The following is a 22,857-nucleotide window of genomic DNA, read 5'->3' as shown; positions in this document are numbered from 1 at the left end:
GATCGTCGTAGCGTCGAAATGGTGACACTCCCCCAAGATCTGCCCCGGACCGCGGGAGAGCTGCGGGCGGCCGGTTACCGACCGCGCGGCGTGAAGACCGAGATCCGGGAGAATCTGCTGGCCCTGCTCGGATCCGGTGCGGATCCATGGCCCGGCATCGTCGGCTTCGACCGCACCGTACTGCCGCAATTGGAGCGGGCGCTGCTGGCCGGACACGACGTCGTCCTGCTTGGTGAGCGCGGACAGGGTAAGACCCGACTGCTGCGGACACTGATCGGACTGCTCGACGAATGGTCGCCCGTGATCACGGGCGCCGAACTCGGTGAACATCCGCTGGATCCGATCAGCCCGACCGGTAAGCGCCTGGCCGCCGAATACGGTGACGATCTGCCGGTGGCGTGGCGGCATCGTTCGGAACGCTATGCGGAAAAGCTCGCCACCCCCGATACCTCCGTCGGCGATCTGATCGGCGATGTGGACCCGGTCCGGGTCGCCGAGGGTCGCAGTCTGGGCGATCCCGAAACCATCCACTTCGGCCTGGTGCCGCGCGCGCATCGGGGCATCGTGGCCATCAACGAGCTGCCGGATCTGGCCGAACGCATCCAGGTCGCGCTGCTGAATGTCATGGAGGAGCGCGATATTCAGGTCCGCGGCTATACGCTGCGGCTGCCGTTGGACGTGCTGCTCGTCGCGACCGCCAACCCCGAGGACTACACCAACCGCGGCCGGATCATCACGCCGCTCAAGGACCGCTTCGGCGCGGAGATCCGCACGCACTATCCGCTCAGCGTCGACGCCGAGGTCGGTCTGGTGCGCCAAGAGGCCGAACTGGTGGCCGAGGTCAGCGATCCGCTGATCGAGGTGCTCGCCCGATTCGTGCGGCAGTTGCGCGAATCGCCCGCGATCGACCAGCGTTCGGGTGTGTCGGCCCGATTCGCGGTCGCCGCTGCCGAGACCGTGGCGGCCGCAGCGTTACGCCGCTCGGCAATCACCGGCGAGCGCCCGGCCGTCGCCCGACCCATCGATCTGGAGTCGGTGCCCGCGGTGCTGCGCGGCAAACTGGAATTCGAATCCGGTGAGGAGGGCCGCGAACAGGAGCATCTCACCCATCTGCTGCGGCGCTCGTTCGCCGAGACCGCGCGCGGACGGCTGGGCGGACTGAATCTGCGACCGCTGGTCGAGGCACTCGGCGAGGGCGCCATGGTCACCACCGGCGAGCAGGTCACCGGGGCGCAGCTGCTGGCCGCGCTGCCAGAACTGCCCATATTGCACGAGGTGGCCGGACGGCTCGGCGTGGCGGCCACCGATCCGCCCGCGCGGATCGCCTCGGCGGTCGAATTCGCCTTGGAGTCACTGTATCTGGCGCGCAAGGTGGCCAAGGACTCCGACGACGGCACGGCGGTGTACGGGCCGTGACCGCGGATCGTTACGCCTACGGCCCGTATCACGACGGGCCGGATCCCCTTGCGCCCCCGCTGGATCTGCGCGAGGCGCTCGATCACATCGGGCGCGATGTCATGGAGGGCAGCTCACCGCGCAGCGCGCTCGAGGAGCTGCTGCGCCGCGGATTGCGTGACACCCGCGGCCTCGACGAGCTGACCCGGCAGCTGTGGCAGCGCCGCGCGGAGATCACCCGTCGCCACCGTCTCGACGGCACGCTGCAGCAGGTACGCGAACTGCTGGACGAGGCGCTGCGGGCCGAACGCACCGCGCTGTTCCCGGATCCCTCCGACGACGCCCGCTTCGCCGAGGCGCGGTTGGACGCGCTGCCGCCGAGTACGGCCGCGGCGATCGGCGAACTGGCCGAATACGATTGGCGTTCGGAGGCCGGACGCGAGAACTACGGGAAGATCCGCGAGTTACTGGGTCGTGAGCTGCTGGACTCCCGTTTCCAGGGAGTGAAGCAGGCCCTGCAGGGCACCACACCCGAGGATGTCGAGCGGATCCGGCGGATGATGTCGGATCTCAACGATCTGCTCGCCGCCCACGCCCGCGGTGACGACACCGAGCGGCAGTTCGGCGAATTCATGGCGAAGCACGGCGAATTCTTCCCCGAGAATCCACGCGATACCGATGAGCTGATCGATGCCCTGGCCGCCCGCTCGGCGGCCGCGCAGCGCATGCTGAATTCGATGTCGGCGCAGCAGCGCGCCGAATTGGAGGAGCTGATAGGTCAGGCCTTCGGCGATCCCCGGCTGGCACAGCAGGTTTCGGCATTGGACGCGCAGCTGCGGGCCCTGCGGCCCGGTGAGGACTGGGATTCGGCGCAACGGTTCCGCGGCGAGGATCCGCTCGGACTCGGCGAGGGCGCGCAGGCGCTGCAGGATCTCGCCGAATTGGACGCGCTGGCAGAGCAATTGGGTCAGTCGTATCCGGGCGCGCGGCTCGAGGACATCGACCTGGACGCGCTGGCGCGCCAACTCGGCGATCAGGCGCGCGTGGACGCGGCGCGGCTGGCCGAACTCGAACGCGAACTGCGGCGGCAGGGCCTGTTCGAACGTGCGCCCGACGGTTCGTTGCGGTTGACGCCCAAGGCGTTACGGCGGCTCGGCGAGGTGGCGCTACGGAATATCGTGGGGCAGTTGCGTTCTCGGCGCGGCCAGCGCGATACCGCCCTGGCCGGCGCGGCGGGCGAACCCACCGGCGGCACGCGGGCCTGGCGATTCGGCGATACCGAGCCGTGGGATGTGCCCCGAACCGTCCGCAATGCCGTACTGCGCACGGCCTCCACGGGCGGACGCGCGGTGACCCTGGACGTCTCCGATGTCGAGATCATGGAGACCGAACAGCGCTCCCGCGCGGCGGTGGCCCTGTGCGTCGACACCTCCTGGTCGATGGTGCAGGACGGTCGCTGGGTGCCGATGAAACGCACCGCGCTGGCGCTACAGCATCTGATCGCGACCCGATTCCGTTCCGACGCACTGGATCTGATCACCTTCGGCCGCCACGCCCAGACCGTCGACATCGGCGAGCTGACCGCGTTGGAGCCGGTGTGGGAGCAGGGCACCAATCTGCATCACGCGCTGCTGTTGGCCGCCCGGCATCTGCGCAGGCATCCCGATGCCGTACCGGTCGTGCTCGTGGTCACCGACGGTGAGCCGACCGCGCATCTGGAGGCCAGCGGCGAGGCGTATTTCAACTGGCCGCCCGAACCGCGTACCCTCGCCGTCACCATGACCCAGGTCGACGCCCTGGCCAAACTGGGCGCCTCGATCACGGTGTTCATGCTCGGCGAGGAACCCCGCCTGGCCGCCTTCGTCGATCTCGTGGCCCGCCGCAGCGGCGGCCGGGTCGTGGCGCCGGATCTCGACGGGCTGGGCGCGGCGGTGGTCAGCGATTACCTGCGCGCTCGCCGATAGTTCGCGACATGCCGCCGCCGGAGCGCGGCCGCGGCGGCGGGGCGAGCTTGAATGGGTTCATGTCCGCGTTCCGGAAGTTGTGCCTGGTCGTCGCGGTGACACTCGGGGTGAGCCTGCCCATCGCGACCGCGACGGCCCAGCCCAGCAATATCCAGCCCGCCCCGCCGGAGGCCACCAAACAGCTCACCCTGTACATCAGGGCATCCGGTGTGCCGCGCTCGTCGCAGTGGGGCGCGAAGCTGCCGCAGGACCGCGAATTCACCATCGTGGCCGCGCCCAGCGACACCATCAGGGCGGTGAAGAAGAAGATCGAGGCCGAATACTCGATCCCGCCCCAGCGCCAGCGGCTACTGCTGGACGGCGCCGAACTGGACGATGATCGCAGCCTGTCCTCCTACAACATCAGCACCGACCCCCATCTGGTCCTACAGGTGATCTGACGCCGCGATGTAGTCGCGTAAGCGAGCCACCGCCGGAGTCGGCCGCGTGCCGCCCACGAGGCCGATACTGCGGCGACGGCGACCGGTCAGCGCCACCGCGACCAGTTCGGGATGCGCAAGCTCGGGCGCGGGCAGCAGCGCGATTCCCAGGCCGTGGCCCACCAGCGCGCGCAAGGTATCGAATTCGGTGATCTCGAATACCACCCGTGGCTCGAATCCGGCTGTCGCGCACCAGGAATCGAGTTGCTGCCGCAGGTGATAGCTCGGCGGATTGGCCACGAACGGCTCATCGGCCAGTTCGGCGAGATCGACGCGTTTACGCGCGGCCAGCCGGTGGTCGCGCGCGACGTACAGGTGGATGTCCTGATGTCCCAGCACGAGCGCGGGCAGCTCCGCGGGCGCCGGAATCACCACCGCCAGATCCAACCGCCCGTCCCGAATCTGCTCGAGCAACGCCTCACCGTGCGCCTGCACCAGTTGCAGCCGGATCCGCGGCGCGGCGGCGTGGAATCCGGCCAGCAGACCGGGCATGCTCACCGGCCCGAGGCTGAGCGGGAATCCGAAGCGCACCAGCCCGCCCTCCGGATCGGCGTGTCCGCGCACCACATCCACCGCATCCCCCAAGGCGCGCAACGGTTCTCGCATGCGCTCGTGCAGCTCCCGGCCCGCCGGGGTCAGTGCGACCCGCCGCCCGACCGGCTGGAACAGCGGCACACCGAGCGTCTGCTCCAACGCCTTGAGCCGTCGGCTCAGTGACGACTGCGGTACGCCCAGCAGATCGGCGGCCCGGGTGATGTGCTGCTCCCCCGCCGCCGCCTCGAATGCCGCGAGCAGCGGTGCGAAGGCCTCGATGCCGGTCGTCTCGTATTCATCCACATTCGGATGATAAAGCCATCATTCACGTATTGGACGGATGAGTTCGAGCGGGGACACAATGGGCCGATACGGGAGGACAGAGAGGCCGAATATGCCCGATACCAGCGAGATTCACGATGTCGTACTGATCGGCGGCGGCATCATGTCGACCACACTGGGTGCGCTGCTCACCACCGTGCGGCCGGACTGGTCCACGGTGCTCTACGAGCGGCTCGACGAGTTGGCCGGGGAGAGTTCGCACGCCTGGAACAATGCCGGTACCGGACATTCCGGTTTCTGCGAACTCAATTACATGCCGGATCCGACGGATTCGACCAGGGCCGAGGAGATCGCGCGGCTGTTCCATCTGTCGCGGCAGTTCTGGGCTTCGCTGGTGGATCAGGGACGGCTGCCGGAACCGGGAGGATTCGTGCGGTCGACGCCGCATCTGGATGTGGTATTCGGTGCGCGCGATATCGCTTATCTGCGTGCGCGTTTCGAGGCCTTGCGACGGCTGCCGCTGTTCTCGGCGATGCGTTACAGCGAGGATCGAGACACGATCGCGCGATGGGCGCCGCTGATCATGCGGGGCCGTGATGCCGGAGAACCCGTGGCCGCCACCAGGTATGAGGCCGGAACCGATGTCGACTTCGGGGCGCTCACGCGCGCGCTGGCGGATGCGATGACCGAGGCCGGGGCGCGAATCCGGACCGGGCATGAGGTGATCGGTCTGCGCCGTACCGCGGACGGCCTGTGGACGGTGCGGGTGCGCAATCGTAATACCAAGCAGCGCACGGTTGTTCGCACGCGCTTCGTCTTCGTCGGCGCGGGCGGTTACGCGTTGAAGCTGTTGCAGCGGGCGCGCGTTCCGGAGGTCCGCGGCTATGCCGTCTTCCCGTTCGGCGCTCGGTTCCTGCGCACCGACAATCCGGAGGTGGTGCGGCGGCACGACGCGAAGGTCTACGGCCGCGCCGCGCTCGGTGCGCCGCCGATGTCGGTGCCGCATCTGGATCGCCGATTCGTCGACGGGCGGGAATCGCTGCTGTTCGGGCCGTATCCGACATTCAGCACCAAACTGCTCACCCGCGGTCGGCCGATCGATCTGTTCACCACGCTGCGGCCGCACAATCTCGTGGTGCTGCTCAGCGCCGGAGTCCGCAATCTCGGACTGGTGCGGTATCTGGTCGTGCAGTTGCTGTCGTCTCGGCGCGCGAGATTCGCACAGCTGCAACGATTCTGCCCCGATGCCGAGCCCGCGGACTGGTATGCGATCCAGTCCGGGCAGCGCGCGCAATTGGTCAAGCCGGATGCGCGGGGGTTCGGGGAGCTTACCTTCGGCACCGAACTGATCACCGGCGCGGACGGCGCCATCGCGGGACTGCTCGGCGCGTCGCCCGGCGCGTCGACCGCCCCCGCGATCATGGTCGAACTGCTGCGACGCTGCTTTCCCGATGAAGCCGCGGCATGGGAGCCGACGCTGCGCGCGCTCATGCCCGGCCTCGCCGAACCTGTCGACGCCGATGAGCGGACCGTCGCCGAGGCCTTGACCCGGACCGGGACGCGACTGAAGCTGGCGTAGTGGCGGATACTGGTTCGATGATCGACGGTGAGAAACTCGAGCCGCAGTTGGTGACTGTGCTCGGGAGTGTGATCGGCAACGACGCCTGCTCGAATGCGGGGGAGTTCCGATTCAACTTCGCCGACCACCGATGGGTGTGGTCGGATGAGGTGGCGCGTTTGCACGGGTACGAGCCGGGCACGGTCGAGCCCACCACCGAGTTGTTGCTGTCGCATCAGCACCCGGAGGATCGGGCGACGGTGGAGACGCTGATCCACAAGATCGTCGAAACCTCCGAGCCGTTCTGCAGCCGACATCGGATCATCGATACAGCGGGCGAGACCCATGACGTGATCGTGATCGCCGATTACGACACCGACGACGACGGGACGGTGATCGGGACCGTCGGCTACTACATCGAGCTCACCGGCATTCTGGACGCGCAGCGCAACGATGTCATCGACGAGGTCATTCCGGAGCTGATCGAGACGCGCGCGCCGATCGAACAGGCCAAGGGGATACTCTCGCTGGTCTACGAGCTCGACGAGGACCAGGCCTTCACGATTCTGCGCTGGCGCTCCCAGCACACCAATGTCAAGATCCGGAATCTGGCCGCGCGATTGGTGCACGAGTCGCGACATCTGGAACCCAACCGGGCCGGACTGCGCGTGCGCTTCGACCACCTTCTCCTGACGGTGCACGAGCGCGTGTCTGAGCTCTGAGGCGTTTGGACAGCACATACACGGCTACCCGCGAGCTATAGCTGTCCACTATTGCATGGGAGGAGATCATGTCCGACGTAATGCAGAGCCTCATGGGTAGCACGGTGTACGACGCAGACGGCGAGAAAATCGGTGACGTGACCCAGGTCTACCTGGACGATCGCACCGGCGCGCCCAGCTGGGTCGCCACCTCTACGGGTATGTTCCACGGCGATGCGCTGGTGCCCCTCGCCGGCGCGGCGCACGATCCGGGTAAGCACACTCTCGGCGTGCCGGTCAGCAAAGAAACGGTGAAGGCGGCGCCGCATGTGGAGCATGACGGCCACATCACGCCGGAGGGTGAGCAGCGGCTGCTCGCCCATTACGGAATCGACCCGAATCGTTCGTCGCAGACGGGGTTCGGCCGCTACCGTACCGAGGGTGACCAGCGCATACCGGCCGACGACAGCATGGTTCGCTCGGAGGAGCGGCTGAACGTCCGCACCCAATCGGAAGAAGCAGGCACGGCACGGCTGCGCAAATACGTTGTGACCGAGGACCAATCGGTTACCGTTCCGGTACAGCACGAAGAGGTCCATATCGAGCGGGAACCCATCACCGATCCATCGGCCGTGCGTAACGCCGAAATCGGCGAGGCCGAACAGGAGGTCACGCTGCACGAGGACCGGGTGGTGGTCAACAAGCAGGCGGTGCCGGTGGAGCGGGTTCGGTTGGCGGTCGACGAGGTGGAAGACGAACGCACCGTATCCGACACCGTGCGCAAGGAGAAGTTCGAGGCCGAGGGCGTCGAGCCCCGGCACCGCGACGACGAGCGGCGGCGCTGACCAGCGCCTCGCCGAATACGTCACCCCAAATTTGGGCAGTGCCTCCGGGCACTCGGATCCGGGGTGACAGGCCGACGGAGTCTTCGTCCGTACCCTGCGCGGCTCGACCGCACCGGGCGAAGCTCCGTCGGCCGTATTCGTCAGCGACGGTCGGCGAGATCGGTGAGAGCCTGGGCCCAGCCGTCGAGGCGGTCGGCGGCATCGCGCAGTTTCTCCAGCTCCCAGCCGAGATCATCGGGTAGCGCCGGACTTTCGGGAACGGCCAGGATGCGACCGGCGGCGGCCACCAATTCCTCGTATTCGTCGACGCCGGAGTGCAGGCGGTCGACCGACAGCCGCACATGGTCGGCCAGGGCGGTGCCCGGCAGCGATTTCACCTGCGCGACAACACCGGCCGCCTGCTCCATCGCGACCACATCCGCGGCCAGGGCGTGCAGGGCGGCCGCGCCGGAACCTGCGGTCTCGAGGGTGTCGACCAGATCGTCGTCGGGCAGCCGGCCGCCGCGGGCGATCTGGCGGCCCAGGGCGTGCAGGGCGCGTTCGGCCTGCACCAGCCGGGCGATCGGCGCTCGCGCCGCCGAGCGCACCGGCGGCAGCTTACGCGGCACGAACGCCGCGTCGGGCAAGGGATTACGCCGCAATTCCAGATATCGCCGCGTGGTCACGGCCGCCCCGGTCACCAGCGCCGCCGCCCCACTACCGACGATCAGCACCGCCCACGCGGGCGCGGAAACCAATACCAGCCCCGCGGTCCCCAATGCCGTGATCCCCGAGGCCGCTCCCAATCGCACACTCCGCCGCCGCACCCGCCGACGCCGCCGCATCTCCCGCTCCCGCGGATCGGCCCATTTGCGCACAGCATGAAACACATGCTCCCCCGCCTCCCGCAACCCATCCGACAACCGCCGCGCCTGATCGAGCTGCTCCTCCTGAATCCCCCTCTCCCCCAACACATCCCGCACAAACCGCCCCGCACCGGCCTTCGATTCACCCCGCCGAGCCGCCGGCCCCGAATCAATCGCCCCCGCCCGCCACCCGAATCCGGATTCATCCCGCCCGACCGGATTCGCCCCACTTCCGAAATTCGAGCCGTCCCCGACCGTTCCACCCGCCCGGGAACGCCCCACCCGCCGGTCCGACACAGCCTGATCGTTGTCCCCGCTGCCCTTCGCCGCTTCACGCTTCCCGACGGCCCAGGATCGCCCCGCACGCCGATCCGCCGCGACTTGATCGTTCCCGCTGTCCCCCACCGTTTCACGCCCCCCAGCGGCCCGAGAACGTCCCGCACGCCGGTCCCGCGCGGCTTGATCGTTTTCGCTATATCCCACCGTTTCACGCGCCGCGACGGCCCGGGATCGCCCCGCGCGTCGGTCCGGCACGGTCTGATCGTTCCCGCTGTCTCGCGATGCCTCGTGCGGGCCGGTCGGGCGGGGGCGCTCCGCGAGTCGGTCCTGCGCGGCTCGGTGGTTCGCGCTCTCGTGGGCGGGGTTCGGGGCGTCGGGTGGGGCGGTGGGGGGTGGGGTGCGGAAAGCGCTGGGGAACAGGGCTTTCCAGGGTGGGCGGGCGTGGGTGGTCGCGGACTCCGGGCGGGTCCGCGATTTCCCCATCACACCAACGCCTTTCGAAAGCGGTACCGCGTTACTGCTGGGCGGCCTGGCCCTTGTTGACCTGGGTCGGGGCGGTGGCCGGGTTCGGGATGGCCTGCTGGGCATCGCCGGAGGGCAGGGCGTCGCCGCGCATGGAGGCGCGAATCTGCTCCAGGCGGTTGTGGCCCGCCATCTGGATGCTGGCCTGCTGGACCTCCATCATGCGGCCCTGCACCGTGTTCTGCGCCAGCTCCGCGGCGCCGAGCGCGTTGGCGTAGCGACGCTCGATCTTCTCGCGCACCGCGTCCAGGCTCGGGGTGGTGCCGGGGGCCGAGAGGGTGGAATCCATCTGCTGCAGCGAGGCGGAGACCTGCTCCTGCATCTTGGCCTGCTCGAGTTGGGACAGCAGCTTGGTGCGCTCGGCGACCTTCTGCTGCAGCAGCATCGCGTTCTGCTCGACCGCCTTCTTGGCCTGCGCGGCGGCCTGCAGCGACTGGTCGTGCAGCACCTTCAGATCCTCGACGGCCTGCTCGGCGGTGACCAGCTGCGCGGCGAACGCCTCGGCGGCATTGGTGTACTGGATCGCCTTCTCGGTATCGCCGGCCTGGGTGGCCTGATCGGCCAGCATGACGGCCTGGCGCGCATTGGCATTGAGCTTCTCGACCTCGTCGAGCTGACGGTTCAGCTTCATCTCCAGCTGACGCTGGTTACCGATGACCGACGCCGCCTGCTGCGACAGGGCCTGATGCTGACGCTGGGCTTCCTCGATAGCCTGCTGAATCTGAACCTTCGGATCCGCGTGCTCCTCGATCTTGGAATCGAAGAGGGCCATGAGGTACTTCCAGGCCTTGACGAACGGATTAGCCATCGATTGATCCCGCCTCCATCTGACGCGCCACGCTCCCGCGCGGCTGTGGTGCGCGACCGTCACGCACCTGTAGTGGTCCCTCTATCGTGCTGCGTGGCAGCCTATAGAGAATCTATCCGTTTCCGCTCCGTCGTACAGCGTTGCCGGCGTCGAACTCTCGACGCCGGCAACTCGTAGGTCACTTCGCCTGAACCAGCACCAGCCTCTCGGCGCGCGGCGCCGGGATGACGATCCGGGTTTCCTCGGCGATCTTGCCGAAGGCGGACATGGCGGTCGTGGCGGCGTCCACGGGAACGGGTTCGGCGGCCGGCTCGGCCGGCGCCGGAACCGGCACGCGACGCTCGACAGGTTCGCGGCGCACATCGCCGTCGGCATCGGCCATGGCCGCGCCCACATCGATCAGCACCTGCGACAGCGGCAGGTCCAGAGCCTGGCAGATGGCGGCCAGCAGCTCCGAGGACGCTTCCTTGCGGCCGCGCTCGACCTCCGACAGATAACCCAGGCTCACCCGGGCCGAGGTCGACACCTCGCGCAGCGTGCGGCTCTGGGCGATTCGAGCACGCCGCAGACTTTCCCCTATGGCCTCTCTCAGCAGCGTCATCTCGTTCTCCTTACGTACTCTCCTCGCCGGACCGAGCGTATGCAGTGACAACGTCACACGCCGCCTGGTTGGTTCCCGACCGCGACGTTCGGCGCCAGGCTGCCACCGAGGCCACGGACGAGTTCGGTGACGGCCGCGCGTACCGCCGACATCCTGATCGTCCACCGGTCTCCCGCCAGTTTCAACCGCATCACCTCGGTGCCCTCGGGACCGGACAGGCCGAGGTAGACCGTGCCGACCGGGTGTCCGTCCTGCGGATCCGGGCCCGCGACGCCGGTCAGACCCACCCCGCGGTCGGCGCCACAGACCGTGCGCGCACCGACGGCCAGCTGTTCGGCGGTACTCGCCGCGACCGGACCGTCCAGGGCCAATGTGTGTTCGCTCACCCTCGCCAGGGATTGTTTGAGATCGGTCGCGTAGACGATCAGACCGCCGCGCAGCACAGTGCTCGCGCCGGGCACCCCGGCGATGGTCGCGGCCAGCAAACCCGCGGTCAGCGATTCCGCGGTGGCCACCGTCTCCCCCTTCGCGCGCAGCAGCGCCACCAGTTCCGCAGCGGGAACGGAGGCGGCCAGCGGATCGGTCATGAGCGTTTGACCGGTCCCGACCACAACCTGGCCGCCTGCACGACGTAATCGAGCCCGGTGACCACGGTCAATACCACCGCCACATACATCAGCCAGGTGCCCGCGACCGCCCACACCCCCGACAGCGGCAGCAGCAGTACGCCGATCGCCAGCGACTGCACCAGCGTCTTCAACTTCCCGCCGCGCCCGGCCGGGATGACACCGCGCCGGACCACGGCCAGCCGCAGCAGCGTCACCCCGATCTCGCGCGCGCAGATGACCAGCGTGATCCACCAGCCCAGATCGCCCAGCACCGACAGCCCGATCAGCGCCGAGCCGATCAGCGCCTTGTCCGCGATCGGATCCGCCAACTTGCCGAAGTCGGTGACCAGACCGTATTTGCGGGCCAGCTGACCATCGATGCGATCGGTGATGGCGGCCGCGCCGAACAGTACCGTCGCGCCGAGCCGCCACTCGGTGTCGTGACCGCCCGCGGCGAACAGCGCCAGCAGAAACAGCGGCACGATCAGAATGCGCAGCACCGTCAGGATGTTCGCGATATTCATCAGCGGCACCGCCGAGGGCTCCACCGTCCGCGCGGGTTGTGCCGGTACCAGATTCGCGCGCGCCCGCGTGGCCTCCACCCAGGCGCGGTCCATATCGTCGCTCTGCACGCTCACCGGCACCCCCCAACGATTTCGGCCACGCGGCGCTCGATCACGACGTCCGCGGGCCCTCCGTGGTTACGCGGGCTGCCTCCGCCGGGCCTGACGCGAACGCCGGGAACCCGGGCACGGGCGGGCGTTGGGACGGGCTGGGTGTGCGGCACTCCACCAGACTATCGGTAGCGAGGCCGACTACTGTGCACCCCATGACAACACGGGCACCACACAGTGATTCGATCGGCGGCTCCGAGGCGAGCACCCCGATCGTGCGACGTGCCCGGACCTCGGATGTGCCCGCCATCAAAGACCTCGTCGACCGCTACGCCGGCAAGATTCTGCTGGAGAAGAACCTGGTCACCCTCTACGAATCGGTGCAGGAGTTCTGGGTCGCCGAAACGAACGGCCATCTCGTGGGCTGCGGCGCGCTGCACGTGCTGTGGGCGGATCTGGGCGAGGTGCGCACGGTGGCCGTCCACCCGGAGGCGAAGGGCCGGGGCATCGGCCGCCTGATCGTGGACCAGCTCGTCACCATCGCGCGCGAACTGCAGCTGCGTCGGTTGTTCGTCCTGACCTTCGAGGTCGACTTCTTCAGCCGCCACGGCTTCGTGGAGATCGACGGCACCCCGGTCACCGCCGAGGTCTTCGCCGAGATGTGCCGGTCCTACGACACCGGTGTCGCGGAGTTCCTGGACCTGAGCTACGTCAAGCCGAACACCCTCGGCAATACTCGAATGCTGTTGACCCTCTGACCGTTCCGGGAGCCGTTCATGGCGCTGTTCGCCGTTCACTACACCTACGCCGAGGCCGAAGCCGCGGGCCGCGACGAACACCGCCCCGCGCACCGCGGCTGGCTGTCGGATCTGGTCGATCGGGGCGTCGTACTGACCAGCGGGCCGTATCCGGACGGATCGGGCGCGCTGATCATCTTCCGCGCCGACGACGCCGAGGCGATCGAGAAGTTGCTGGCCACCGATCCGTTCGCGCAGCGAGGACTCGTCGCCGAGGTCCGGTTCGTCGAGTGGAAGCCGGTGCTGGGCGCGTTCGCCGAGTGAATCCCTTTCGGCCGGAACAAAATGGGATGCACACCCGCGCCGGCCCGTGTCAGAGTCGACCCTCGTGTCCGACTATCGCGAGCTGAATCTGGCCAACTGGGACGAGCGCGCCCCACTGCACGCCGCCTCCCCGGATTACGCCTTCCAGCGCTTCCGCGAGGATCCGGCGTTCCTGAGCGACGTGGTGCGCTTCGACGTGCCCCGACTCGGCGATATCCGCGGTCTGCGCGGGGTGCATCTGCAGTGTCATCTGGGCACCGACACCATCTCCCTGGCCCGGCTCGGCGCGACGATGACCGGACTGGACTTCTCCCCCGCCGCCCTGCGCAGCGCTCGTGAATTGGCCGAACAGCTCGGCGCCCCGGTCGATTTCGTGCAGGCCGACGTCTACGACGCGGTCGAGGCGCTCGGTGCGGAGCGCTTCGATCTGGTCTTCACCGGAATCGGCGCGCTGTGCTGGCTGCCCAGTATCGAGCGCTGGGCACGTACGGTCGCGGGGCTGCTGCGCCCGGGCGGTCGGCTGTTCCTGCGCGAGGTCCATCCGATGGCGGCCACCCTGGACGAGAACCACACCGATCGCCTCGTGGTCGGCTATCCGTATTTCGAGACGGCCGAACCGATGGTGTTCAACGAGCCCGGGACCTATGTCGAGACCGAGCGCGAGTTGCCCGCGATGACCACCCACGAGTGGAATCACGGTCTGGGCGAAACCATTTCGGCGCTGCTGGCGGAGGGGCTGGAATTGACCGCCCTGGCCGAGCACGACAGCGCGCCGTGGAATGCCCTGCCCGGGTTGATGGTCCGCGACGAGGCCGGTGAATGGCGATTGCGCGAGCATCGCGAACGCGTCCCGTTCACCTACACCCTGCAGGCCCGCAAGATCTGACGACGCCGGTAGGAGAGACTGCGGATATGAGTCTTTCGGCGCATCTGGAACAACTCGGCCGCCCGCTGGTCGATCGCCAGCTGGAACATCCGACCGTCATCGGCATCGCCAAGGGCGAACTACCCGATCCGGTCTTCCGCTCCTGGCTGGAACAGGACTATCTGTTCCTGCTCGACTACGTGCGGGTGTTCTCCCGGCTGGCCTGGCAGGCCCCCGCGGCGCATCTGGGCGATCTGGTCGATCTCGCGCACGCGACCTATCACGACGAACTCGCGCTGCATCGCGGCCTCGCGGCGGAATTCGACGCCGATCTCGACGGCGCCGCCAAAGGCGGCCCGTGCCAGGCGTATACGGCCTTCCTGCTGGATTCGGCCGCCGACTACGCCGAGGGGCTCGCCGCCCTCTATCCGTGCATGTGGGGCTATTCGACGCTCGGACAGATCCTCGCCGAGACCCCGCCCGCGGATCCGCGCTACCGGCGCTGGGTCGACACCTATGCCGATCCCGGCTTCGCCGCGCTGACCCGTCGCTGCGCCCAGATGATCGATGAGGTCGAGATCGAATCCGCCCGCGCCGAGCGCTACTTCCTCGAGGGTATGCGCCATGAGCTCGCCTTCTGGGATGTCCCCGGATAGGATCCGACCATATTCAACTGGTTGCATATCCGAGGTGAAAGCATGCACGAGTTCCGCAAGGCGGTCGAGGCTCGCGACGAAGCCGCAATCGAACAGCTACTGGCCGATGATGTCGTATTCACCAGTCCGGTGGCCTTCAAGTCCTATCCGGGTAAGCCCGTGACCGCGGCATTCCTGCGCGCGGTGCTGCGGGTGTTCGAGAACTTCCGCTATATCCGCGAACTCACCGACGAGAACGGCCGCGACACCGCCCTGGTCTTCGAGGCCGAGGTCGCAGGCAAGCGCCTGACCGGCTGCGACTTCATCCATGTGAACGACGACGGTAAGATCGACAGCCTGATGGTGATGGTTCGCCCGCTCTCGGCGCTCACCGTATTGGCCGAGGCCATGGGCGCGCAGATCGAGCGCATCCAGCGCGAGGCGACCGAGCGGCTTCAGGCGTAGCGGCCGATTTCACATTGCTCGTAACCGCGGGTACCGACTAGATTGCCCATCGGAACGCCAAGCTGATCCACGCGGGCGATTGCCGAGCGAACGTCCGGACCGAATCCGATGCGAGGCGGTAACGCGTTGACCGACAGTCCATCGATGTATCGAACCTGGTGGCGAGACCGGGTCGATTATCGCTGGCTGGTGGAGACCATCGAATCCTTCGGCGCCCTGGGCAAAATCAAGTTCATGCTCGGCGCGGGCGGCATCGTCATGCTGCTGATCGCCATCCTGGCCTCGATCGCCCAGGGCGATACCGGCGGACCCGTGGATATGGCGCAGGGTATCGCCGAGGCGCTGGTGGCCGGGGCCTGGACGGTGCGCTGGTGGTTCCTGCCGTGGCCGCGCGAAACCGAATCGCTGATCTGGATCGCGATCTTCGACATCGATACCGCGGCCAATGATCTGCTGGTCCAGGACCGGGTCATCGGCGTGCTCGGGGTGGTGCTGCTGATGGCGATGGGCGGATACGTCGCGGTCTTCCACAGCCCGCGAATCCTGGCCCTGCACATCGGCTGGTCGGTTCTGGCCAGCGCCGCCCTGGCCACGCTCATCGCGACCGGCCACCTGCCAGTGCGCCCGCCCACCGACGACTGGAAGCAGGATCTGGCCCTCGGCCTGGACATCGTGCTGGTGATGCTGGTCGTGGTCGGGGTGATCCTGCCGTTCGTGCAGTTCTGCCACTGGCTGTTCCGGATCAACGCGCTGTCCGATCCGCTGACCGGTCTGTTGAATCGCCGCGGCCTGGACTCCTTCATGCTCTCGCGCAGGGGTCAGTGCCAGCAACGGCCGAGCTATGTGGCGATGCTGGATCTGGACCGCTTCAAATCCGTGAACGACACCTTCGGCCACCCGTTCGGCGACGAGGTCCTGATGCTCGCCGCGCGTCGGCTGCGGGCCGCGGTCGCGCCCGGCGCCCGCCTCGCCCGCACGGGCGGCGAGGAATTCGTGGTGATCGGCTACTTGACCGAGGATCCCGAGATCGTGGCCCAGCGACTGCGCCGGGCGATCGAGTCCATGCGGTTGCCCGTCACCATCACCGCCAGCGTCGGCCTGGTCGTCTACGATCCCGCCAACTCCGAGACCGAGTACTCCGAGACCACCTACCGAGATCTGTTGAGCGACGCCGATTCCGCGATGTATCGCGCGAAACATCTGGGCGGCAATACGGTGGTGATCGCGGACCGGCATACGGCAGCCAAGCCGACACTCGACGATCTGCCCACCAAGCTCGCCACGCCCTCCCAGCACTGAGTCACGCCGCGTGCGGACGCGCCGGCCGAGTATCGAACGCATGACCGAACCACGCTCATCGGAACGCTTCTCGGCGACGTCATCCTCTCGGCCCAGCGCAGACTCGCCCAAGAGCATGTGTCACGTCACCGACTGCCGTAGTTTTGACTGCATGAACGAGGGCCTACGGTTCGTGTCGTCGGTCGAGGAGCTCGACGCACTACCCCTGATGTCGGTGATCATGGCCACCAAGCCATCTCGGTCGGTCTTCCAGAAGTGGCGCGCCCGCGACGGCCGGACGCCGAAGTGGGTTCGGATGAAAGGCGATCTGCCCTACACCTCCGAGGAGCTGTGCATCGGGATGTTCCCGCTGACCGCACCGCAGCAGTCCCGATTCGTCGTACTCTACGACCCCGCGGTGCACGGCGACCCCAGCGAATGGGAATCCGCCTCGGCGCAGGCGTGATGGACCGCCCGGCGGCCTGGGAACGCTTTCGGGCGCAACGCATCGCGCGGCTGGCCACCGTGAGCGCGGACGGGCGGCCGCACCTGGTTCCGGTCACCTTCGCCGCCGAGCCGCGGGAGCCGGACGATGCGGTCGTGGTGATCGCCGTCGACCACAAGCCCAAGACCACCACCGCCCTGCGGCGGCTGCGCAATATCGCGGAGAACGAACGGGTTTCGCTGCTCGCCGACGAATACGACGAGGACTGGACCCGACTGTGGTGGGTTCGATCCGACGGCGTCGCACGGGTCCTCACGGCCGGACCACAGCATCGGATCGCAATCGACTGGCTGACAACGAAATACGAGCAATATCGGCGAATTCCACCGGCGGGCCCCGTGATTCGGATCGAGATCGACGCGATACGCGGCTGGGCCTACTCCGGTTGAAGATATTTGGAAATGGCCCTTTTCATATTTCCAGATGGAAGTATCAATCGATGCGCCCCGACTGTCAATAGGAAGATCGAATGCAAACACGTTATTGACCACTACGGTATGTAACTGTTAGTTTCAGTCATCCGGTCCCTTTCAGCCGGTAGTCCAATACCGAATGCAGGCGCGACAGCGCCGTCGCGAACCTGGATTCATCAAATCTCCACAGGTGAGTCGCATGAGTTATGGAAACTCTCTTCGCCAAGACATTCACTCCGACACGATCACACCCCTGATCGGCATCTACGACATGTACTCCGCCTCGCTGGCGTCCCAGCACTTCGGCGGAATGTTCGTATCGGGCTTCGGTTTCGCGGCCTCGTACTACGGACTGCCCGATATCGGGTTCATCGCCTGGCCCGATATCGTCGATTTCGTCCAGCGCCTGCGCCTGGCGTTTCCGCATCAGCACCTGCTGGTCGACATCGACGACGGCTACGTCGACCCCGAGGTCGCGTGCCATGTCATCACCCACCTCGAACGCATCGGCGCGTCCGGGGTGATTCTCGAAGACCAGAAGCGACCGCGACGCTGCGGCCATGTTTCCGGTAAGCAGATCCTGCCCCTGGACGAGTACCTCGAAAAGCTCGAACTCGTTCTCGAGACTCGATCCGACCTGGTCGTCGTGGCACGCACCGACGCAACCGAGGAGGCCGACATCCTCTATCGGGCGGCGGCGATGGCCGAGACCGACGCCGATGTCCTACTGGTCGACGGAGTACGCAGCGTCGACTGGATTCGCAAGGTACGCAAGGTCGTCGGCGACAAGCCCCTGCTGTTCAACCAGATCGCCGGAGGGTTGTCCCCCCGGCTGTCGCTACCCGAACTGCAGGAGCTCGGCATCGATATCGCGATCTATTCCACGCCGTGCCTGTTCGCGGCGCATTCGGCCATCACAGACGCGCTCACCCAATTGCGCGCCGACGAGGGCCGGCTGCCCGAATTCGATGATGCGAGTATCGGCGTGGCCGCCTCGCTGTCGATGTTGGAAGGCAATATGGCTCGGCACCGCAAGGTCCGACTCGCCGCCTGAGATTCGCACCGGCATCGCGGGTTCCGGCCGATCGACATTGCCCTGGATGTCGACCGGTACTCGATGATCGGTGCTCCCCGCGGGTGCCCCGGAAGTCCGCTCCGGGGCACCCGCCCACAATCGCATGAACGTTGTCGTCGGCCGACGAAATCCTGATGAAGAGAAAGACCGTAGACCGATGACCGATAATTCGACGCCCTCGGAAGACGAGGGCGACAAGGGTATTGATCGCCGCCTGCTGTTCGGCGGTGGATTGATCGGCGCGGCCGCCGCGGCGGCGGTCAGCGGCGGACTGATCGGCGCCACGGCCAGTTCGGCCGCCTCCGCGCCGCTACCGTCGGAGAGCGATCTGGCGACCCATCTCAACCAGGCCGACCACCTGTTCAAACTGACCGCCTCCCCGAGAAAGAACTTCGCGGGCGGTTATCTGCAGGGGGCCGATGAGCAGAGCTTCCCGATTCTGCGTGGACAGCACGGCTCGGTGTATTTCGTGCGCCTGGAGGTAGGCGGCTATCGCGAACCGCATTGGCATCCGACCGCCTGGGAGTTGAACTTCGTCATCTCCGGCCGGGCGAAGTGGACCTCGTTGGGAACACATCCGGATGGCACCTACAACAATATGACCTTCGTGGCGGAGCCGGGCGATCTGGTCTTCGCACCGCAGGGACATCTGCACTACTTCGAAAACGACCGCACCGACGCCCCTTTGGAGGTGCTGGTGTTCTTCAATTCCAGCGCGATCGAACCCTATGACGACATCGGCCTCGTGGCGGCGGTGAACGCCATGCCGCGCGATGTGCTGGCCGCCGCGCTCGGCGTGCCGGAGTCGGTGCTCGCCGCAATCCCGAAGGAGGTCAAACCGATAGTGATCGGGCACCGCCGGTAGGCCCTCGCCTACCGCGTGCGGCGGTGTCGCGGCGGTACGCTCTCGCTGTTGTCGGCCGATGAAAATCCCGGCGCAGAGAAAGGGCCGCCCGATGCCGGAGGATTCGACGCAGCACCCGGACCAGAACGCCAAAGGAATCGATCGCCGACTCGTACTGGGCGGGGCGGCGGTGGCCGCCGCGGCCGTCGGCGGCGGATTGATCGGCGCCAAAGCGAATTCGGCCGAACCCGCGCCGATGCCGGGTGAGGGCGATGCGGAGCTGCGCCTGGATCAGGCCCTGCATCATTTCAAGCTCACCGGCGCCGACCGGACGACCTACCCCGGCGGATATCTGCAGGGGGCCAACGAGAATACGTTCCCGATTCTGCGCGGACAGCGCGGATCGGTCTACTTCGTGCACCTCGAGGTGGGCGGATTCCGGGAACCGCACTGGCATCCGACGGCGTGGGAGTTGAATTTCGTCATCTCCGGCAGGGCGAAATGGTCGATCCTGGGCACCCACCCCGACGGCGCCTATCACAACACCGTCTTCGAGGCCGAACAGGGCGATCTGGTCTTCGCACCGCAGGGGCATCTGCACTACTTCGAAAACGCCCGCACCGACGCCGGTCTGGACGTACTGGTCATCTTCAACTCCAGCGCGGGCGAACCCTATGACGACATCGGCATCGTCGCCTCGCTCAACGCCATGCCGCGCGATGTGCTCGCCGCGGCCTTCGGGGTGCCGGAGTCGGCGTTCTCGAGCATCCCGACCGAGATCAAGCCGATCGTGATCGGGCGCAAGGGATAGGCGCTAGATCGCTTCCTCGTCCCCGGCGGGCGAATCCTCTCCCCCGCCGCCGCGAATCGAATACAGCACCCCCGACAGCTCATCCGGTTTCACCAGAACGTCGCGGGCCTTGGAACCCTCACTCGGACCGACGATTCCGCGCGTCTCCATCAGGTCCATGAGCCGTCCGGCCTTGGCGAAGCCGACGCGCAGTTTGCGCTGCAGCATCGAGGTCGAACCGAATTGCGAGGTGACCACCAGTTCGACAGCCTGCAGCAGCAGATCCAGATCGTCGCCGATATCGGGATCGATGTCCTTGGTCTCGCCCGCCTTGGCGGCGGTGACGCCGTCCTGGTAGTCCGGTTCGGCCTGGGTCTTGGTGAAGTCGACCACACGCGCGATCTCCTCGTCGGAGATGAACGCGCCCTGCAGGCGGGTCGGTTTGGAGGCTCCCATCGGCAGGAACAGGCCGTCACCCATGCCGATCAGCTTCTCCGCGCCCGGCTGATCCAGGATGACGCGCGAGTCGGTCAGCGAGGAGGTCGCGAAGGCCAGCCGGGACGGGACATTGGTCTTGATCAGACCGGTGACCACGTCGACCGACGGGCGCTGGGTGGCCAGCACCAGGTGAATGCCCGCGGCGCGGGCCTTCTGGGTGATGCGCACGATCGCGTCCTCGACATCGCGCGGGGCGGTCATCATCAGATCGGCGAGCTCGTCGACGATGGCGAGGATGTACGGGTAGGGGCGATAGACCCGCTCACTGCCCAGGGGGGTGGTGATCTGGCCCGACTTCACCTTCTTGTTGAAGTCGTCGATGTGGCGGACCTTGCTGGCCTGCATGTCCTGATAGCGCTGCTCCATCTCCTCGACCAGCCAGGCCAGCGCGGCGGCGGCCTTCTTGGGCTGGGTGATGATGGGCGTGATCAGGTGCGGAATGCCCTCGTAGGGGGTGAGTTCCACCATCTTGGGGTCGATGAGGATCATCCGGACCTCTTCGGGCGTGGCGCGCTGCAGCAGCGAGACCAACATCGAGTTGACGAAACTCGATTTACCCGAACCGGTGGAACCGGCCACCAGCAGATGCGGCATCTTCGCCAGATTGGCGCAGACGAAATCGCCCTCGATGTTCTTGCCGAGGCCGATCACCAAGGGGTGGTGATCGTTTCGGGTGGAGGGGGCCTTGAGCACATCGGCGAGGCGGACCATTTCGCGATCGGCATTGGGCACCTCGATGCCGACGGCGGATTTGCCCGGGATCGGGGCCAGCAGCCGGACGTTCTCGGTCGCGACGGCATAGGCGATATTGCGGGCCAGGGCGGTGATCTTCTCGACCTTCACGCCGGGGCCCAGTTCGACCTCGTAGCGGGTGACCGTCGGGCCGCGCACGAAGCCGGTGACCGCGGCGTCGATCTTGAACTGCACCAGCACCTCGGTGATCGCCTCGATCATCGATTCGTTGGCGGCGCTGCGCTTCTTGGGGGCCTCGCCGTCGATGAGCAGTGACAGCGGGGGCAGGTGGTATTCGCCCTCGACCTCGCGTTCGGCGACGAATTCGAGCTGCTGCGGGGCCGGCGGGTCGGGGGTGTGGTCGACGACCTTGGGCGGGGCCTTCTTGGGTTTGGGCTTGGGGGCGGGCTTTTCGGGTTCCGACTCGGGGGTGATGATCTCCTTGGCGTCGCGCAGAGGAGGTTCGCCGATCACCTCGGTCACCGAATCGGAGCCGCCGAATTCGTCGGTCGGGTAGTTGTCCTGCGGGCTGCGGGCGCGTTTGCGGACGCTGGAGCGGTGCTTCGGGAAGCCGTCCTCGTCGTAGTTCTCGGGGTCGTAGAGGCCGTATTGCCCGTCGTAGGAGTCGTATTCGTCGCCGCCGGTCCCCGTGCCGAACAGGTGGCGTAATCGCTCGGGGACCTCGCGGACGGTGGTGCCGGTGACCAGCAGCAGGCCGAACATCATCGTGAGCAACAGCAGTGGCACCGCGAGCCAGGAGGTCAGGCCGTCGCGCAGCGGGCCGCCGACGACGTAGCCGACGAAACCCGCGGCGTGGGCGCGGTCGTGCTGGCCGGTCGGTGCGCCCGCGGCGATATGCCACAGGCCCAGCGCGGGCAGGCCCAGCAGCAGTCCGCCCAGGACCAGCCGGGGCCGGATCTCCGGATGCGGTTCGGTGCGCATGAGGACCACGGCGATGGCGGCCGCGACGAAGGGCAGTGCGGCCGAGGCGGATCCGGAGATCCACCGCACCGCGGTATCGACCGCGTGCCCGATCGGCCCACCCGCCGACAACCAGACCGCCGCCGCGATGACCACGCTGAATGCGATGAGTACCAGCGCGATCCCGTCGCGGCGATGGCCGTGCTCGATCTCACCCGCGCGGCTCAGCGTCCGGGTGGTCGCGCCGACGCCGCGCGCGAGCATATTCCAGCTGTTACCGATCCCCCGACCGAATACGGCCAGCGGCGCGGTATTCGACCGCCGCCGCGGGGCGGGCCGACGCGCCGGAGTGGTCCGCCCGCGCGCGGTCGTCGACCGCGCCCGAGTCCCACCGGCCCGGCCCTTCGCCGCCTTCGCCGGCGTCCGCCCCCGGGCCGATCCCGCCCGCGAACTCGACGTCGTGGTGCCCCGGGACTTACCTGCCATGCCCTCAGGCTAGCCGCAACCGCCCCATCCAGACCATCCGCAACACCCACACCAGGGTCCTCACGGTTGTGATCCCCGTCGGCTTCGCCGCCGGGGAACTGGAGAAAGGACGGCGGGAACTGGGGAGTCGGTCGTCCAGACGAGTGGGAGGGTTGGGGGCCTGGCAGGCGGGAACCGACCGCGACACGCCCCATTTCCCCTTTACTTCAGCGAAATTCGCGCGACGGCATCGCAACGGGGGTTCGGCTCCTACG

At 67.3% G+C, this 22,857-nt stretch carries 24 protein-coding genes; 17 read left to right on the top strand and 7 right to left on the bottom strand.

What is annotated here, in order from left to right; all coding sequences use genetic code 11:
• Nucleotides 1–18 precede the first annotated feature (18 nt).
• Genes NP4_RS11490 through NP4_RS11480 form a run of 3 tightly spaced genes read left to right on the top strand, consistent with a single transcriptional unit; the run spans nucleotide 19 to nucleotide 3,799 of the window.
• The gene (locus tag NP4_RS11490) at nucleotides 19–1,416 is read left to right on the top strand and encodes an ATP-binding protein (protein ID WP_067996265.1); all 1,398 of its coding nucleotides are present in this window, start codon (nucleotides 19–21) and stop codon (nucleotides 1,414–1,416) included.
• On the top strand, nucleotides 1,413–3,359 hold the full coding sequence (locus NP4_RS11485; RefSeq protein WP_067996261.1) for a vWA domain-containing protein: 1,947 nt from the start codon (nucleotides 1,413–1,415) through the stop codon (nucleotides 3,357–3,359). The genes NP4_RS11490 and NP4_RS11485 overlap by 4 nt, the downstream gene beginning before the upstream one ends.
• A 59-nt stretch (nucleotides 3,360–3,418) precedes the next feature.
• On the top strand, nucleotides 3,419–3,799 hold the full coding sequence (locus NP4_RS11480) for a ubiquitin-like domain-containing protein (protein WP_169813713.1): 381 nt from the start codon (nucleotides 3,419–3,421) through the stop codon (nucleotides 3,797–3,799).
• Here the strand turns inward: NP4_RS11480 and NP4_RS11475 are convergent.
• Nucleotides 3,785–4,675, bottom strand: coding sequence for a LysR family transcriptional regulator (locus tag NP4_RS11475; protein ID WP_067996254.1), 891 nt, complete (start codon nucleotides 4,673–4,675; stop codon nucleotides 3,785–3,787). The two genes, NP4_RS11480 and NP4_RS11475, sit on opposite strands and share 15 nt — an antisense overlap.
• A 91-nt stretch (nucleotides 4,676–4,766) precedes the next feature.
• Between NP4_RS11475 and mqo the strand changes: the two genes are divergently transcribed.
• The 3 genes from mqo to NP4_RS11460 all read left to right on the top strand — a co-directional run bounded on the left by mqo (nucleotide 4,767) and on the right by NP4_RS11460 (nucleotide 7,758).
• Nucleotides 4,767–6,233 (top strand): malate dehydrogenase (quinone), encoded by a 1,467-nt coding sequence (mqo, locus tag NP4_RS11470; protein WP_067996251.1) that lies wholly within the window; start codon nucleotides 4,767–4,769, stop codon nucleotides 6,231–6,233.
• Between the two features lie 17 nt (nucleotides 6,234–6,250).
• Nucleotides 6,251–6,934, top strand: coding sequence for a PAS and ANTAR domain-containing protein (locus NP4_RS11465; RefSeq protein ID WP_082875801.1), 684 nt, complete (start codon nucleotides 6,251–6,253; stop codon nucleotides 6,932–6,934).
• A 68-nt stretch (nucleotides 6,935–7,002) separates the two neighbouring features.
• Nucleotides 7,003–7,758 (top strand): DUF2382 domain-containing protein, encoded by a 756-nt coding sequence (locus NP4_RS11460; RefSeq protein WP_067996247.1) that lies wholly within the window; start codon nucleotides 7,003–7,005, stop codon nucleotides 7,756–7,758.
• Nucleotides 7,759–7,898: 140 nt separating this feature from the next.
• On the opposite strand, the gene pspM is transcribed toward NP4_RS11460, so the two are convergent.
• The 5 genes from pspM to pgsA all read right to left on the bottom strand — a co-directional run bounded on the left by pspM (nucleotide 7,899) and on the right by pgsA (nucleotide 12,059).
• Entirely contained in the window at nucleotides 7,899–8,720 is an 822-nt protein-coding gene (gene pspM, locus NP4_RS11455) for a phage shock envelope stress response protein PspM (RefSeq protein ID WP_114755727.1), read from the bottom strand.
• Between the two features lie 676 nt (nucleotides 8,721–9,396).
• Nucleotides 9,397–10,212: a PspA/IM30 family protein gene (locus tag NP4_RS11450; RefSeq protein ID WP_067996245.1), complete on the bottom strand. Its 816-nt coding sequence runs from the start codon at nucleotides 10,210–10,212 to the stop codon at nucleotides 9,397–9,399.
• A 178-nt stretch (nucleotides 10,213–10,390) separates the two neighbouring features.
• The gene (locus NP4_RS11445; protein WP_067996242.1) at nucleotides 10,391–10,813 is read right to left on the bottom strand and encodes a helix-turn-helix domain-containing protein; all 423 of its coding nucleotides are present in this window, start codon (nucleotides 10,811–10,813) and stop codon (nucleotides 10,391–10,393) included.
• Nucleotides 10,814–10,866: 53 nt separating this feature from the next.
• Complete coding sequence (locus NP4_RS11440) at nucleotides 10,867–11,400, bottom strand: CinA family protein (RefSeq protein WP_067996239.1); 534 nt, start codon at nucleotides 11,398–11,400, stop codon at nucleotides 10,867–10,869.
• On the bottom strand, nucleotides 11,397–12,059 hold the full coding sequence (gene pgsA, locus NP4_RS11435; RefSeq protein WP_373863825.1) for a CDP-diacylglycerol--glycerol-3-phosphate 3-phosphatidyltransferase: 663 nt from the start codon (nucleotides 12,057–12,059) through the stop codon (nucleotides 11,397–11,399). The genes NP4_RS11440 and pgsA overlap by 4 nt, the downstream gene beginning before the upstream one ends.
• Before the next feature lie 191 nt (nucleotides 12,060–12,250).
• Here pgsA and NP4_RS11430 point away from each other — a divergent pair, with 191 nt between their 5' ends.
• The 11 genes from NP4_RS11430 to NP4_RS11380 all read left to right on the top strand — a co-directional run bounded on the left by NP4_RS11430 (nucleotide 12,251) and on the right by NP4_RS11380 (nucleotide 19,987).
• A complete protein-coding gene (locus NP4_RS11430; RefSeq protein WP_067996238.1) occupies nucleotides 12,251–12,793 on the top strand; it encodes an amino-acid N-acetyltransferase in 543 nt (180 codons plus the stop codon).
• An 18-nt stretch (nucleotides 12,794–12,811) separates the two neighbouring features.
• A complete protein-coding gene (locus NP4_RS11425; RefSeq protein WP_067996235.1) occupies nucleotides 12,812–13,096 on the top strand; it encodes a YciI family protein in 285 nt (94 codons plus the stop codon).
• A gap of 64 nt (nucleotides 13,097–13,160) precedes the next feature.
• Nucleotides 13,161–13,982 carry a class I SAM-dependent methyltransferase gene (locus NP4_RS11420; RefSeq protein ID WP_067996232.1) on the top strand — a complete coding sequence of 274 codons (822 nt, stop codon included), beginning with the start codon at nucleotides 13,161–13,163 and terminating at the stop codon, nucleotides 13,980–13,982.
• A 26-nt stretch (nucleotides 13,983–14,008) separates the two neighbouring features.
• Entirely contained in the window at nucleotides 14,009–14,617 is a 609-nt protein-coding gene (locus NP4_RS11415) for a TenA family protein (RefSeq protein ID WP_067996229.1), read from the top strand.
• A 42-nt stretch (nucleotides 14,618–14,659) separates the two neighbouring features.
• Nucleotides 14,660–15,061, top strand: a complete 402-nt coding sequence (locus NP4_RS11410) for a nuclear transport factor 2 family protein (RefSeq protein ID WP_067996226.1) — start codon at nucleotides 14,660–14,662, stop codon at nucleotides 15,059–15,061.
• 144 nt (nucleotides 15,062–15,205) lie between these two features.
• A complete protein-coding gene (locus tag NP4_RS11405) occupies nucleotides 15,206–16,360 on the top strand; it encodes a GGDEF domain-containing protein (RefSeq protein WP_067996222.1) in 1,155 nt (384 codons plus the stop codon).
• Between the two features lie 151 nt (nucleotides 16,361–16,511).
• Nucleotides 16,512–16,805, top strand: coding sequence for a hypothetical protein (locus NP4_RS11400; RefSeq protein ID WP_067996217.1), 294 nt, complete (start codon nucleotides 16,512–16,514; stop codon nucleotides 16,803–16,805).
• Complete coding sequence (locus tag NP4_RS11395; protein ID WP_373863824.1) at nucleotides 16,778–17,233, top strand: TIGR03668 family PPOX class F420-dependent oxidoreductase; 456 nt, start codon at nucleotides 16,778–16,780, stop codon at nucleotides 17,231–17,233. The genes NP4_RS11400 and NP4_RS11395 overlap by 28 nt, the downstream gene beginning before the upstream one ends.
• 223 nt (nucleotides 17,234–17,456) lie before the next feature.
• Nucleotides 17,457–18,311, top strand: coding sequence for an isocitrate lyase/PEP mutase family protein (locus tag NP4_RS11390; RefSeq protein WP_067996211.1), 855 nt, complete (start codon nucleotides 17,457–17,459; stop codon nucleotides 18,309–18,311).
• Between the two features lie 178 nt (nucleotides 18,312–18,489).
• Nucleotides 18,490–19,197 carry a cupin domain-containing protein gene (locus tag NP4_RS11385; RefSeq protein ID WP_067996208.1) on the top strand — a complete coding sequence of 236 codons (708 nt, stop codon included), beginning with the start codon at nucleotides 18,490–18,492 and terminating at the stop codon, nucleotides 19,195–19,197.
• A 91-nt stretch (nucleotides 19,198–19,288) separates the two neighbouring features.
• The gene (locus NP4_RS11380) at nucleotides 19,289–19,987 is read left to right on the top strand and encodes a cupin domain-containing protein (RefSeq protein WP_067996206.1); all 699 of its coding nucleotides are present in this window, start codon (nucleotides 19,289–19,291) and stop codon (nucleotides 19,985–19,987) included.
• 3 nt (nucleotides 19,988–19,990) lie between these two features.
• Here NP4_RS11380 and NP4_RS11375 read toward each other — a convergent pair whose 3' ends face one another.
• Nucleotides 19,991–22,603 (bottom strand): FtsK/SpoIIIE family DNA translocase, encoded by a 2,613-nt coding sequence (locus NP4_RS11375; RefSeq protein WP_067996203.1) that lies wholly within the window; start codon nucleotides 22,601–22,603, stop codon nucleotides 19,991–19,993.
• Between the last annotated feature and the right edge of the window lie 254 nt (nucleotides 22,604–22,857).

Origin of the sequence: Nocardia pseudobrasiliensis NBRC 108224 (assembly GCF_001613105.1) — a bacterium.
GTDB lineage: Bacteria > Actinomycetota > Actinomycetes > Mycobacteriales > Mycobacteriaceae > Nocardia > Nocardia pseudobrasiliensis.
Note: the sequence above shows the minus strand (reverse complement) of the source record. Positions and strands in the feature narration are given on the sequence as shown.